11 protein-coding genes are annotated in these 15,183 nt (G+C 41.2%); 5 read left to right on the top strand and 6 right to left on the bottom strand.

Features of this window, described 5'->3' with window-relative positions:
• Positions 1-42: 42 nt before the first annotated feature.
• The 6 genes from Q0976_RS14200 to Q0976_RS14175 all read right to left on the bottom strand — a co-directional run bounded on the left by Q0976_RS14200 (position 43) and on the right by Q0976_RS14175 (position 7,101).
• The gene (locus tag Q0976_RS14200) at positions 43-219 is read right to left on the bottom strand and encodes a hypothetical protein (RefSeq protein ID WP_299494506.1); all 177 of its coding nucleotides are present in this window, start codon (positions 217-219) and stop codon (positions 43-45) included.
• 420 nt (positions 220-639) lie between these two features.
• A complete protein-coding gene (locus tag Q0976_RS14195) occupies positions 640-987 on the bottom strand; it encodes a hypothetical protein (protein WP_299494505.1) in 348 nt (115 codons plus the stop codon).
• 230 nt (positions 988-1,217) lie between these two features.
• Positions 1,218-3,158: a DUF3732 domain-containing protein gene (locus tag Q0976_RS14190; RefSeq protein WP_299494504.1), complete on the bottom strand. Its 1,941-nt coding sequence runs from the start codon at positions 3,156-3,158 to the stop codon at positions 1,218-1,220.
• On the bottom strand, positions 3,155-3,655 hold the full coding sequence (locus tag Q0976_RS14185; RefSeq protein ID WP_299494503.1) for a three component ABC system middle component: 501 nt from the start codon (positions 3,653-3,655) through the stop codon (positions 3,155-3,157). Before Q0976_RS14185 ends, Q0976_RS14190 begins: the two co-directional genes overlap by 4 nt.
• On the bottom strand, positions 3,652-4,851 hold the full coding sequence (locus Q0976_RS14180; protein ID WP_299494501.1) for an ABC-three component system protein: 1,200 nt from the start codon (positions 4,849-4,851) through the stop codon (positions 3,652-3,654). Before Q0976_RS14180 ends, Q0976_RS14185 begins: the two co-directional genes overlap by 4 nt.
• Before the next feature lie 1,305 nt (positions 4,852-6,156).
• On the bottom strand, positions 6,157-7,101 hold the full coding sequence (locus Q0976_RS14175; protein WP_299494500.1) for a LysR family transcriptional regulator: 945 nt from the start codon (positions 7,099-7,101) through the stop codon (positions 6,157-6,159).
• Positions 7,102-7,211: 110 nt separating this feature from the next.
• Between Q0976_RS14175 and Q0976_RS14170 the strand changes: the two genes are divergently transcribed.
• The 5 genes from Q0976_RS14170 (at position 7,212) to Q0976_RS14150 (ending at position 15,161) form a co-directional block, all read left to right on the top strand.
• Complete coding sequence (locus Q0976_RS14170) at positions 7,212-8,792, top strand: isocitrate lyase (RefSeq protein ID WP_299494499.1); 1,581 nt, start codon at positions 7,212-7,214, stop codon at positions 8,790-8,792.
• A gap of 868 nt (positions 8,793-9,660) precedes the next feature.
• Positions 9,661-11,124, top strand: coding sequence for a betaine-aldehyde dehydrogenase (gene betB / locus Q0976_RS14165; RefSeq protein WP_299494498.1), 1,464 nt, complete (start codon positions 9,661-9,663; stop codon positions 11,122-11,124).
• Between the two features lie 9 nt (positions 11,125-11,133).
• The gene (gene betA, locus Q0976_RS14160) at positions 11,134-12,837 is read left to right on the top strand and encodes a choline dehydrogenase (RefSeq protein ID WP_299494497.1); all 1,704 of its coding nucleotides are present in this window, start codon (positions 11,134-11,136) and stop codon (positions 12,835-12,837) included.
• Between the two features lie 293 nt (positions 12,838-13,130).
• Positions 13,131-14,318, top strand: coding sequence for a BCCT family transporter (locus Q0976_RS14155; RefSeq protein ID WP_299494496.1), 1,188 nt, complete (start codon positions 13,131-13,133; stop codon positions 14,316-14,318).
• 138 nt (positions 14,319-14,456) lie between these two features.
• Positions 14,457-15,161 (top strand): TorF family putative porin, encoded by a 705-nt coding sequence (locus Q0976_RS14150; RefSeq protein ID WP_299494495.1) that lies wholly within the window; start codon positions 14,457-14,459, stop codon positions 15,159-15,161.
• The last annotated feature ends 22 nt before the right edge of the window (positions 15,162-15,183 follow it).

Here is a 15,183-nt window from a genome sequence, read left to right as displayed (position 1 = left end):
GCAGACGCCGCGAAGCAGTGGCTGTCCACATGCACCGACTTGTTAGTTGCTGATTTCACTTTCTTCCTCAGCCTTAGCCTGAACACATTCATTCTCAAAAGCCAATGCATCTTTACGATCACCTAAGTAGCGTGGGATATGTTCAATGGCCATAAAACCGCCTATTGGATTATGGTGATGCCCAACAATTAATCCACCATAGCAATTATGTGTATGCATAAAAATTTAAAGCCAGCCATTATTAATCAATAACATACTGAGAATTCTGAAAGATATCAACACTCAGTACCTATCAAATCTAGATCTGAACCATTCTCAACATATGATCTACTAATAATCTTAACGAGAAACTTGTATACTCCGATTGCTCGGGCATACTCGCCATTTTTACGCGTATAGGCCTATTCGTTAATAAGGAATAATCAACATAAACCATACAAGCCAGCAATGTCGCCTCATCAAGCAATGCCCCCAGCTATGACTTACCTACTATTCAAAGCCGAGTTTATGGTCGTTAATCAGCCAAATAATCTTGGGTGCCTAGTTACTAAGTTACTAAGTTACTAAGTTACTGAGTTACTAAGTTACTAAGTTACTGAGTTACTAAGTTACTAAGTTACTAGATCTAACCACTAGGTATCAGGTGGATGCCTGATAACTCGGTAAACACACCATCAAGGTAACACTAACAACCACCACATTGACGATATAAAGACCGACAATCAAAGCAAACACTTGGGTTTTCGTTATTTCTAGAAAATGCCTAATCATAAAGTAGATAACACCTATCGCCATGATAGCAACGAGCCCATTTACATGCGCCGCAGCCACAGCACCTAAGGCCGTCACTCCAACCACAAGAAAACTTAAAAAACAGCTTCTTTGACTTAACGCTTGGGTTACACCTAATTTTCTCAAATAAAAATAAAAGCAACCTGCCGTCACTAAAAAGCAGAGAATGAGCGATACAAGATAAAGCACTAACATTTACTCCCCCAATAATCATGGGTATCTAGGTTGTTGTTTTTTTAATTCTGGGTGTCTCGGTTGGTTGCCCATTTCAGCCCAATTTTTCATCATATCCTTTGCTAAGTTAGTCTCAAGTTATGACTTTACTCTTCTAATCATTAAGAACCTTTCTTAAGCTAGTTATCATATTGATTATCAATGGCTGGCTTGGATTATCTTCGACTATTTCCTAATTGCAAATCTAGATCTTATTCATACCAATTTTTAGGGATAAGGGCAAAATCACCTCTCCACTTTTGGTCTCTAACTGCCACTTGAAACCACTCTTCATCGATATCTGCATGATCAGTAATTATTACTTGGAGATCAGGACTTAAAGCTTGAACCTTATCAAACATCCACCGGAACATATTCCTTACAGCTTCTCTATCCTCATCCTCTTCAATTTCCGAAAGATCTCCAGAATCAGATTTTTCTGCGGGGAAATAAACCTGCGTTGGCTGGTCAATGAACAAAAACCTGCCGACGGGTCTAGATTGTCCGATAAACCACTTTATAAGAGCAAAATAGGCAACCAAATGATATCCAACCCAATTTTCACCACTTCCCATATAACTTAGCGGGATCACCCCATGTGGCGTATCAGCGACGACTGTAAGCTTGCTGGCATCCAATCTAATCCTATTTTCACTGTGCTCCAACTTCAATTCTCGTGCCCAATTTGTCATATCCTCTGCAATGTAACTTAGCTGAGAGTTTAATTTTTCCTTCAGAGCTTCGGGATCAAGCCTTTCTGACAAAATAGTAATTTTTTCATCCAAGATATTTATTTGATTATGCAAACTGCTTACGTCTTGATTCCAATCAATACTCTCTACATATAATGACGCTTTTCCTGCCAAGCGAGCACGTAAGATATCCAAGTCAACTTGTCGAGTTAGTTCGTCATCTTCCTCTCTTATTTTGTTGATTGCTGACTTAATTTTTCGAATATGCTTCAAAGTTTGGCTCTGCTCTTCCCTTAATTGAGTCAAGTAGCCCGTAATTCTTGGTCTACTTCGATTAATGCCATCCAACTTACTATCGAGATCAGAAAGAGCTTTTTTGATAACTGCCTCAAACTTAGATTCACCGACGTTCTGGCTTTCACATACAGGACAGTTTTCATGTGTTCGTCCGAATTTTTTAAATAGACCAATTGTATTTAGTCTGTAGAACTGAGCATTTACCGCTTTTTCGAATCCGGATTCAGACGCGCCATATTCTTGTGCCTCCCTTAAACGAAATTTCAAAGTATTCTTTTTTTGCAACAGCTCCTGATATTCGCGTTCTAAGTTTACCAATGGATCTGTACTATCCTCGTAATCGATATCTTCCGGCTTCCATCTCGCTATCTTGGTAAGCTCTGCAACCAGAACTTTATCACTCGAAATTAAATCATTTGAGTTATATAACCCGAGTTCAGCACCCTCGGCTAATAATGCATATCCTTTTTGTAGACCATCGCCTTTCAACGACTCTATTTCACCCAGCTGCTTAGCAAGCTGGCTTCGCTCACGTTTTAAAGAACGCAGCTTCTTAATATCTGCTAAACGCCCATCGTCAGCCGCACCAATAAAATACGGTAGCGTATCTTTTATATTTTGCGGAATATGGGGTTTGGCTTGCTGGTGAAATAGAACTTCATTGTTTGCTATTTCATTTTGACTCTGAAAAAGATAGTAGCGGGAATGACGAAAGTTAATTTTAACTTCGGGACGTGTCTGACCTTCAGGAACTTCTGTAATTTGCTCTGGAATACCGACTTTACTGGTTAGATAAGAAACAATACTATCAATATTGGTACTATTGCTAATTTCATTTCGCGTTGGAATCGTTACTTCATTCGCAATCACCATGTGTGCTGCAGAATTGGCTTTCGCCCCTAGCAATGGAGCAGCTCTAGCAATAAAAAGCTGGCAATCGGGAAACTGTAACAGTATCGCATACCAATCAACCGTTTGACGTATATGCCCCTCTTTAACTGTGCATTCGCTCGCACCCAAACAGTATTCAACAATATCTATTAATGACGTTTTTCCACGCTTTGAAGCCCCAGTAATTATATTGACGGTACCCAAATTAAAATCAACGTCTCGCCGCTCACCATTCTTTCCGTACAAGGTTATTGTTCTAATCTGCATGGTCATGGTCGTATTCCTAGTTGTGCATAGACACTTTCAACAGTTGAAGCTTCTGAAAACCAACGACCAAGTAACCCCGCAGCCAAAAAACTATCTTTAAATTTTGCATCTTTGACTACATAGTTAGGTTTTTGAGGGAAAGTAATTTCTGTTAAAAAATACCGGCCGTCGTCATCCATCAAAATAGCTTGGTGTTCCAATAAAAAGGCTATTGCCGAATTTACAATATCAGCATAAGCAGATACCACACCCGCAAACCCAATCAATTCTCCTTCATGTTCCGAAACCCAACCAGCAAGTGGTGTAGCCACTGTTACAGGAAGTATTTTCGAATATCTAGGTGATATGGACATAGGGACGACAATGTATGTTAAACCACAATGGAAACCCGACGGGCTCTTTGCTTGATATTCTCTAATGGCTTGATAGAGAACGACTCCAACATAAGATGGGTTATATAGGTTTATCTCCTCAGGTGAATACTGATCATCCATAAAAATCATGCAACGTCCTCGTTGCTACCGCCGCCTAACATCTCCAAATAGTCAGGGTGCCATCCTATTCTCAATTGTTCGGAAAGAATGTGATAACTACCTTTTGCAACATAAGCTTCTAAAAAGTTTTTCCTAATAGGAATAACCCCTTCCTGTAAGCACTTTTGATAAAGCTCAGCAGAATAAAGGCGCTTATCTCTCTCAGAGTTTATTTCATGACTAAGCTCAATAAACGATTGATGTTCAACCCATTGTTCATATAACTGACGATCAAAACCACTCAATTCACCAGGCTCCACCAATCCGTCACATGCCCACTTAGTTCGCTGTTCAAATGCTCGAAAGTAATTCACAATTGCTTGCTCCACCATACTATTAGGAGCATTGAACAGACGTAATTGTTGGACAAAACTCCTCGCATCTTGATCGATTTCAAGAATATCTGGAAGAGCATCGGTGAACTCTGCTGGTAGATTAATGGCTGTATATTCAGGTCGAATCCTATCTGCAAGATCCTGAATATCCCCCAAGTTAATTACGCCTGATGGATCTTGACTAAGCCCTTCAATACACCATTGAAACCATACACCTTCTATACGATCAACAAATGCTTCAACCCACTCGGAGGCCACATATTGCCGGCCGTACCTATATATTTTTGATCTTATTTGCATCAAATCCTCAGATTTGCCAACGACATAAATATCGTTAACAAAAGCCTTCTTTTGTGTTTCGCTTAATGATTGAAACGCTGTGTATCCTTTCCCGTTAGTGGCATTTTCCTCTGTACTGATATCTAACATAAGTTCAAGGGCTTTAGCAGTATCTCTTCCTGATTCAGGATTCAAATAATATGCAAGAGTATTTTCAGGTAAAGACTGCGTAGTAACTAGCGTAAGCGTTGTCCGCCCCAACACTACGTCACCACTCTTCACTGCTTCTACCCAAACCCGAATGGTTTTCCAGATATCGGCACTTCGGTTTGTTAAATTTCCTAAATCTCCATGATACTTTGTTTGTAGCAATTCAATTGCCGAACCATAATTATCAAAGGCTACGTCATCAAGTGTTTCTATCGAGATATTAAATTGTTCAGGATCATCAACTTCTGGGAGTTTTTTCAACGAGAGATATAAACCGAATCTAATTTGGTACAAATACCCTAACATTGACGCCGAAGCATCAAATTCTGATTTTTTACTCATATTAGAATTCCGTTTTTGAAGTGATACCTACACACTAGGCACATATAGCAGCTTATTCAACAGCAGCAGAATAATCTTCCTGACTACTAACTATTATTAAACCAGTGCACAGCACGCTCTTGCCAAGAAAATACCCTTAAACGTTACTTATGTAAACAAATTGTTTAAAATCAAGTAAGAACAAGGTGAAATACTTGATATTACTCACAAGTTTATCTTCCCCTTAAAAAGAAAAAACCAAGCTAAACCACTAACAACACTCCAATTCGAAGAAACACTCTGCTTTAGCTTTAAGCTCCCCATCGGAGTGGCTGAAGTTCGTTTGAATAAATGGTGTAAGACTGACATGGATGTCAGGTTAATTTTCGGGCTATAGGGATGTAGCATCGGAAATGTTAGCCATTTATTTTATAAGAACAAGGCACCTAATCAGTATTTTTCACTCCGTCGGGCGTTATGGAGGTTATTAGGAGGATAAGGACGAGCAGTCCTCCTAATCCCAGTGTGGATGGGAATCCACGACCTTAGACTCACCGCAGGTGATAAAAATAAACATCCATTGAGCGTCATGATGAATACAAGAGCGCGAAGGCCATAAATATGGCTTTGATGAGCGACAAATAAGGATATTTGGCTGGTCTTTAGACAAGGGTATCATTTGAAACCGTAAAGCTGCCAAGGCCCTGTCACCGATCATGCAAAGTTGTTCCCAACAATTTAAGACATTCCCTGCTATCCATGCAGATCAGATCGTTCTACAGCGTCCCGAGAGTTACTTGCACATAAGTCTGCGGCAGGGTGAGGTTTTACTTTATAAAACGTTTCGAACGAGAGACATCGCCGTTCCTTAGCATCCCTGCTACCACGGCATTCATAAATCCGTTTATACCGATGCCGAACTGGCTCTTAAACATTGAAGTTGTTATCAATATCCATAAAGATCCGACTAACCACACACGTACACAAATCGAAGAAACACTCTTCTTTAGCTTGTGATTTTTGCTTTTGCTCTTTAATACCCCGTGTAGATGCAATAACGAACTGCTAAAACAGGGAGGTTTTAGCAGAGCCCACAGGGAAGTGCTTGCGGCGTTTCGTATTTGTATCTACACAAAAGCCTGCGGCAGCAATTCAATCCAATATCGCTATGGTCGTCAATAAGCCATCAAATGCAAATATCGCTAGACGCTATTCTAGATCTTCCCACTGTGAGTGTGTAACTCACAACCTAACCCTACCAGCAATTCAACTCAATATAGCTAGACACTATTGAAGGCCATACCTGTAAATGGCCATCAAGCCCCTTTACCCCTTATCAATAGTATGGGCCGTCTCGGTGAGCATTTCTCGCATCCAGCGATGACCGGGATTGTGCTGCAGCAGCGGGCTCCAAGCCATGGTGAGCTCAATGGGCAAAATATCAAACGGCGGCTTAACGATTTGCATATTAGGATTACTTTGTTGCAAACGCGCCATTTTACTGGGCACTGTCGCAATCAAGTCTTGCCGCTCCGCCAACGAGCACGCCGCTTGGTAATGACGCGTAAACACGGTAATACGGCGCTTCTTTCCGATTCGGGTTAAGGCTTCATCCACCCAGCCTAATCGCTGTACATCTTCAGGATCCATCCCCACTCCCACCCCCATTCCGGTTTTGCTCACCCACACATGGTGCGCATCCAAATACGTTTCAAGATGAAAGTCTTCGAGCACAGGATTGGTTTTACTGATCAAACAACTAAAATCATCCCGCCAAAGCACTTTTTGATGAAATGATTGCGGAATACTGTCAAAGCGATTAATGACCATATCCACAGTGCCTTGCTCCACGTCGGGGAAATTTACATCACTGGGGGTCATGATATCCAAAATGATATGGGGCGCTTCGTTACGTAATCGAGCAATTAATAATGGCAACAAAGTGGCTTCGGCATAATCACTGGCCATGATCCTAAACACTCGATGACTCTTTGTCGCATCAAATTCTGCTCGAGGTTGGACGGCCTTTTCAAGCTCAATAAGCAAAGAGCGTATGGCCGGTTCAAGCTCAGTGGCCCGCTCCGTGGGCGTCATCCCTTGGCTAGTGCGAATAAGTAACGGATCATTAAATAAAGTTCTTAATCTTTTCAACCCATTACTCATGGCAGGCTGACTTATCCCCAGTTGATCAGCTGCCCGTGTAACATTTTTTTCACGTAACAAAACATCTAAATAAACCAATAAATTCAAATCAATACGCGATATATTCATAAAATAAATACCGAAAATAAAAACTATAAATTAGACTAATTTAGACTAATATTACTACTATTTGACAAGTAATCAAACGCTGCTAATCAATTTGTTAAAAAGGAATTATTATGTCGAACTATAGAAACCAGATAGATAAAGCTGCAAGCTTGATTAATGCTGAAGGGAACAGCTGGAATGCAATCAATGCCGAGTCCACTGCCCGTATGAGACTGCAAAACCGCTTTAAAACGGGCTTAGATATTGCCCAGTATACCGCCGATATCATGCGTGAAGACATGGCCAACTATGATGCGGACTCATCGCAATATACGCAATCTCTGGGTTGTTGGCATGGCTTTATTGGTCAGCAGAAAATGATTTCAATTAAAAAGCACCTTTTAACAACAAAACGACGTTACTTGTACTTATCTGGTTGGATGGTTGCTGCTCTGCGCTCTGAGTTTGGTCCATTGCCCGATCAATCCATGCACGAAAAAACCTCTGTTGCGTCACTGATAAAAGAGCTTTACACCTTTTTACGTCAAGCCGATGCAAGAGAACTCGGCGGTCTGTTTCGTCAACTCGATAACGCTCAAGATAATGAAAAGCAGGCCATTCAGGCGAAAATTGATAATTTCGAAACCCATGTCGTGCCCATTATTGCCGATATCGATGCAGGCTTTGGTAATGAGGAAGCCACCTATTTAATGGCCAAACAAATGATTGAAGCGGGGGCTTGTTGCATACAATTAGAAAACCAAGTCTCAGACGTTAAACAGTGTGGTCATCAAGACGGTAAAGTGACGGTCCCCCATGTGGAGTTTTTAGCCAAGATCAACGCCGTACGCTATGCCTTTTTAGAACTGGGTATTGATAATGGTGTCATTGTCGCCCGTACCGATTCATTAGGCGCAGGTCTTACGCAAAAAATTGCCGTCACCAATACCCCTGGCGATTTAGGCGAGCAATATAATGCTTTCTTAGATGTGTCTGAAGTCAGCGCTGATGACATCAGTAATGGTGATATAGTCTTTAAACAACAAGGTAAGCTGGTAAAACCTAAACGTTTACCTAATGGTTTGTTCAAATTCAGACAAGGCACAGGGGAAGAAAGGTGTGTACTCGATTGCATAACCTCTCTTCAAAATGGTGCCGATTTATTGTGGATTGAAACCGAAAAGCCGCATGTCGCTCAAATTGGTGCCATGGTTAATGCTATTCGCGAAACCGTCCCTAACGCTAAATTGGTTTACAATAATTCACCGTCATTCAATTGGACCCTCAATTTCCGCCAGCAAGTATTTGATTCAATGAAAGACGCAGGCCAAAATATGAGTGCCTATGAACGTAGTGATTTAATGAATGTAGAATACGATAGCAGTGAATTAGCCCGTCAAGCCGATGAGAAAATTCGTACTTTCCAAGCCGATGCTGCTCGCGAAGCGGGTATTTTCCATCACTTGATCACCCTGCCCACCTACCATACTGCAGCATTGTCGACAGATAATTTAGCCAAAGATTATTTTGGTGAAATGGGCATGTTAGGCTATGTGGCCAATGTACAGCGCAAAGAAATTCGCCAAGGTATTGCCTGTGTGAAACATCAAAACATGGCAGGTTCTGACATGGGGGATGATCATAAAGAATATTTCTCTGGGGATCAGGCACTCAAAGCCTCGGGTAAAGACAATACGATGAACCAGTTTTAATCCCAGTGTTCATGTCAGTGTTCTGCCTGTGTTCTTGTTAGTCACAGCACAAGAAAATAAGCAAACACATTAAACACGCATTGAGTAACCTTAAAGGAATGGCTTAAGGTTACTCCGTTTTCTCTCTGCCATACCTGTAACAGCGCAAAGTATTTTCCGTTTAGGGCTAATAATAGACCCTCTTGTATTCGAGTAATAGATACGTTTATTTATCGATTTTTTTACAAAAAAGCGGCCACCACACTGCTCATTACATCGGTAAATTTGGCTTTTTATCGTCAAAACGCCCCTATTTAGAGCTTATATTTCAAACAAACATTTAAATAATAATTTCACATCTAACTATTTCCTAAATTAACTTAAATCAATACTAACCAGTAAGTTAACATTATTAAAAGAAGAAATGCTTACGCATATGACGCTATTTGGTCTAGACAAAGACTTTTATTTTTGTTGATAGTTTGAACTCTAAGTATTAATATACGGCTCCATTAAAAGGGCCTAGTGGTTAGATTTGTCATTTTATATTGAAGTTATTTATGCCATTGACATCAAAAAAATTGCGACAAAAGCAACAGATAAAAAACATAAATGAAACAATTAACACAGGTTCCGTTTTAAGTATTACTTATAGTAAAAAATGGATACCTGATGCAGAGCAAAATACAACACTTGTTTCGGCCACTAACGTTAGGTATATAAACACGCCTCCATTTTTAACATTTAGTTTTATGGCTCTTTTTTACAAAGAAAAAAAACAATTAAGTCGGTTATTCACTTTATTACCCGCTTTTTTTACATCCAAAATGGCCCATTATATCAATCATGCCATTGACTCATACTCCTTTCATGTCGTACGGAGCGCATCATGACCTTACCGCATTTTTACAGTTATATTGACGGTCAATATCTAGCTAGTGATAAAAGTGACCCTATTGCCGTTACCAATCCTGCTACTGGTGACATTATTTATCATATCGATACCAGTGATGAAAAAGTTCAACAAGCAGCCATAGACAGCGCGAAAAAAGGCTTTGCCACTTGGTCACAAATGAGCGCCATTGAGCGTAATCGTATTCTTCTCAAAGCGGTCAGTTTATTACGCGAGCACAACGATACATTAGCCGAAATCGAAGTAAAAGATAGCGGCAAACCCTGGCAAGAAGCCAGTGTTGTCGATGTTGTTACTGGTGCTGATGCGATTGAGTTCTTTGCAAATATAGCGGCAGGCCTTGAAGGCAGTCAGCAACAAGTTGGCGGTGACTTTTATTATACCCGCCCAGAGCCTCTAGGGATTTGTGCTGGCATAGGGGCATGGAATTATCCATTACAGATCGCCTGCTGGAAATCCGCCCCTGCCCTTGCCGCGGGCAATGCCATGATCTTTAAACCGTCAGAGGAAACGCCCTTAGGCGCATTGAAACTGGCAGAAATTTTCACTCAAGCGGGATTACCTAACGGGGTTTTTAACGTCGTTTTAGGCGACGGTAAAGTTGGACAGTGGCTAACAGGCCACCCCGATATTGCCAAAGTCTCTTTCACTGGTGAAGTGGGTACGGGTAAAAAAGTCATGGCCTCTGCAGCCAGCAACTTAAAAAACGTCACCATGGAATTAGGCGGAAAATCACCGCTCATTATCTTTGATGATGCCGATCTTGATAATGCCGTATCAGCAGCCATGCTAGGCAATTTTTACACCCAAGGTGAAATTTGTACAAACGGTACTCGCGTCTTTGTACACGAAAATATCTACCCACAATTTATTGAAAAGCTGGTGCAAAGAACCAATGACAATATTATTTGTGGCGATCCTATGGATCCAGACACCAATTTTGGCGCCTTAATTTCAAAAGATCATCAAGACAAAGTCTTAGGTTATATCAATAAAGGCATTGAAGAAGGTGCCACTTTATTGACAGGCGGCAAAGCATTACAACCCGATAATGCGCCCAATGGCTATTTCGTCGCCCCCACCATTTTTACTGATTGCCACGATGACATGACCATTTGCCGTGAAGAGATCTTTGGCCCAGTGATGTCTGTACTGACCTTTACCGATGAAGACAAAGTTATTGAACGTGCAAACGATACCAAAATGGGCTTAGCCGCTGGTGTCTTCACTCAAGATATAACTCGTGCGCATAGAGTGATCCATCAATTACAAGCGGGTATTTGTTGGATAAACGCGTATGGTGCATCCCCTGCCGAAATGCCAGTTGGCGGATATAAGTTATCAGGTATAGGCCGTGAAAATGGCACCGAAACGCTAAAACACTATACCCAAACAAAAGCCATTTATGTGGGATTACAATCCCTAGAAAGTCCATTTTAAGGATCTGTTTTGATAGGCTCAAATAATCAACACCAATACGACTATATTATTGTCGGTGCAGGCTCAGCAGGATGCGTATTAGCCAATCGTTTATCGGAAGATCCAAGTAATCAAGTCTTACTATTGGAGACCGGTGGCAGTGATAAAAGCATTTTTATACAAATGCCAACGGCCCTGTCTATTCCAATGAATACCGCTAAATACGCTTGGCAATTTGAAACCGAACCAGAACCCTTTTTGGATGATCGCCGTATGCATTGCCCTCGCGGTAAAGTCTTAGGAGGCTCTTCATCCATTAATGGTATGGTTTATGTGCGTGGCCATGCCAGAGATTTTGATGAGTGGCAACAACTCGGCGCGACCAACTGGGATTATGCCCATTGTTTACCGTATTTTAAAAAAGCTGAAACATGGGCCTTTGGCGCCGATGATTACCGAGGAGAAAAGGGTCCACTTGCCGTCAACAATGGCAATGAGATGAAAAACCCACTCTACCAAGCCTTTGTTGATGCCGGTGTGGATGCGGGCTACTTAGCCACTTCAGATTACAACGGTGCCCAGCAAGAAGGCTTTGGGCCGATGCATATGACGGTCAAAAACGGCGTACGCTGGTCGACGGCAAATGCTTATTTACGCCCGGCAATGAAACGCAGTAATTTAACTGTCGTGACTCATGCCTTAGTGCATAAAGTCCTGTTAGATGGCAAAACGGCCAAAGGCGTGCGCGTTGAACGTAAAGGTCAAGTAGAAGATCTCTTTTGTCAAAAGGAAGTGATCTTAAGTGCAGGCTCTATTGGCTCACCGCATATTTTACAGTTATCGGGTATTGGCGATGCCAATAAACTGAAACAAGCTGGTGTTGATCTGGTACATGATTTACCCGGTGTGGGTCAAAACCTACAAGATCATCTTGAGTTTTATTTTCAATTTAAGTGCTTAAAACCCATTTCACTCAATGGTAAGCTCGATCCTTTAAATAAACTGTTTATCGGCACACGTTGGATTTTAAATAAAAGTGGATTGGGGGCAACCAACCATTTTGAGTCTTGTGGCTTTATTCGTTCAAAGGCAAATCTCGAGTGGCCCGATCTGCAATATCATTTCTTACCCGCAGCCATGCGCTACGATGGTAAAGAAGCCTTTGCCGGTCATGGTTTTCAAGTGCATATTGGACATAACAAACCCAAGAGCCGGGGTAGCATAGACTTGGTCTCAAAGGATCCTAAGGTTGCGCCTCGCATTCAATTTAATTATCTTGAGCATCAAGAGGATATTGATGGCTTTAGAGCTTGCGTAAGATTAACCCGTGAGATCATTAATCAGCCTGCATTGGATGAATATCGCGGCGAAGAAATTCAACCCGGTTTACAAGTCCAAACTGACGAAGAAATTGACACCTTTGTGAGAAGCGCCGTGGAAAGTGCGTATCATCCGTCTTGCTCTTGCAAAATGGGGATTGATGAAATGGCCGTGGTCAATCCTGAGACCCAAGTTCATGGATTACAAGGGTTACGCGTTGTCGATTCATCGATTTTCCCAAGTATTCCAAATGGTAACTTAAACTCTCCTACTATCATGTTGGCTGAGCGGGCAGCGGATCTTATTCTTTCTCGCCCAATGCTTAAAGCAGAAAATCACGCGGTTATTCTTGCTGATAAGCCTGAGCAACAGCGCACTCACGCACCGAAGAGGAATACAAGCTCAACCTCATAATAATAAAAAGCATCGCTTTACCCGCCAAACAACATTGACCACACAAGATGTGGTCATTGAACGGGTTTGGCTTTAACCATGACTATCAGCAGTTAACCTTCATGCTGTTTGGCTTTGATTGATACAAGGCCAAGATAACGTTAACTCACTTCTATACCCAAGCGACCTTTAATGATGTAGTCAGGTCGTTTGGGTATAGAAGGATATCATTTGATATTGAATTACCACTAATAAATAACGAATAAGGGATCACACTTGATATTACTTCAACTTACTCAAAACCGGAGGCTTAAATGACACTTTGGTTATCAATGGGCATTATTTTTACCCTCATCGCCATTGTTTTTGTGCTTTATCGCTGGGGCAATATAAAATGTGTCGGTAAAAACCCCGTTAGCACCTTTACTTTTATTGCTATCTTGTTCACATCAGGCTTAGATGTGGGCTTAATCATGTTCCCTCTTACTGAGTTTGCAGGATATGCAGATTTAGCGGCCAGCCCAGAATATGGCTTTACTAATCCATTAGCCATCGAATTCGGTTTTTGGGGATGTTTAATTTGGGGATTTTATTTCCTCACTTGTTTCTATTTTTGTATTATTGAACCTAAAGTCAAATTCTTTGAATTGGCTTGGGTTAAATTTATTAATAACGTCGTCATTATTGGTACCTGTGCCTTTACTGCGTATTTGTTATTATCAAACTTACCTTGGTACTTACCCGAAATAGGTGATGGCAGTACCATTGTTGCCACCTTTTATTTAATCGTATTTGCGGTTATTGCGGCAGCTGTTTATTCCAGTATCAGTCTCCGTTACGTGCGTATTTTAAGTTTAGGCAGTACCTGGCTTTTCTTAAGTTTAATTGCTGTCATGTGGGCAGGTGCATTTTTGTCCCCAGAGTCTAGCGTGGGTGAGTTCTTCAGTACCTTTGGGCTGATTGGCGGCTACTTTACTAACCTGAATCACTTTGTATTACCCATCAATGACTATCATGAGTTTTATCTACTGTGGTGGTTTGCTTGGAGCATCATGATTGGCCAATTTACCTCTCGTTTTGTCGGTGGATTAAAAACGTATCAAGTGCTGGGTGCCATGATGATATTCCCATCTATTCCCATTGCCATTTGGTTTACCGTTCTGTACTACTATAGCACTCATGGTCTTGATACAACTGGGTTTTATAACCTTGCCATGGTCGTCGTGGGTATTACTTTTGTCATAAACTCACTCGACTCTTTAATTCGCTTGTATACCGATAACCTAAACCTCACTGTCGAGCGTTTAGGGAAAGCAAAATACTTTATTGCTAACTTGGTATTAATGTCAGGACTGACATTGTTGTTCCAATTAAATTTCTTAGAAATTGAATGGATTGGCGCATTAAATATTGCCCTATTTTTCAGTTGTACTGCCTATATGTTATACCAGCATTACACCAAAGGCCTCACTATTCGCACAGGCCTAAAGCAAGCGAATTAATAATATAACTTCATTATAAAAATAAATTAAATGGCTCCACTCAATGCATGGCACTGTTATGCATTGAGTGATTAGCTTGTGATACTTTTCACTCACTAAGATGATAAAAATAAAATGAAAAATAACTCAAAGATAAAAATGCCTAAGACATTATTAATGCTATCAACACTTGGCTTGTTCACCATGACCTCCAGTGCTCATGCTGCTCTGTCTTCAACCGTGACCGCCACGTCTGACTATATGTTTAATGGTGTCAGCCAAACCCAAAATAATCCTGCGTTACAAGCCAGCCTTGATTATGCGGCCGATAATGGTTGGTATGTGGGTGCATTCACCTCAAATGTGGATTTTGGCAGTGGTGATGATACCTGGCTAGAATTGGATGCTTATGGGGGGAAATATTTCCAACTGACTGACAAGTTTAGTTTAGATGCGGGCCTTGCTTATTATACTTATCACGGTGATGACGCTTCAAGTGACTATAACTACCCTGAGCTTTACACTAAATTCGGCTATGACTCCTCATGGGGCCACAGTGAAGTCAACTTCTGGTACACTTGGGATTATTTCGGTTACAGTGGTAGTCATTACATAGGGATGGTTGCACACACTTTCACCCTTGCTGAAGGTCATGATATTCGCTTTAGTTTCGATCGCTCAACCTCGGGTGACATCGAAAAGTGGGCTTGGGATGAAAACCGTGCCTATAACCATTACCGTATTGCTTATATGACCAATGTGAAGTCATTTGACTTAACGGTTTCAGCAGAAGACACCAACATGGATTCCAACACATCTGATGCTCGTTTTGTTGTTGCTGTAGCGAAAACCTTTAATTTTTAATTTGAGACATCATCGCTCAAGT

This window comes from uncultured Shewanella sp., assembly GCF_947501665.1.
Lineage (GTDB): Bacteria > Pseudomonadota > Gammaproteobacteria > Enterobacterales > Shewanellaceae > Shewanella.
This window is presented reverse-complemented; position numbering and strand designations above follow the sequence as displayed.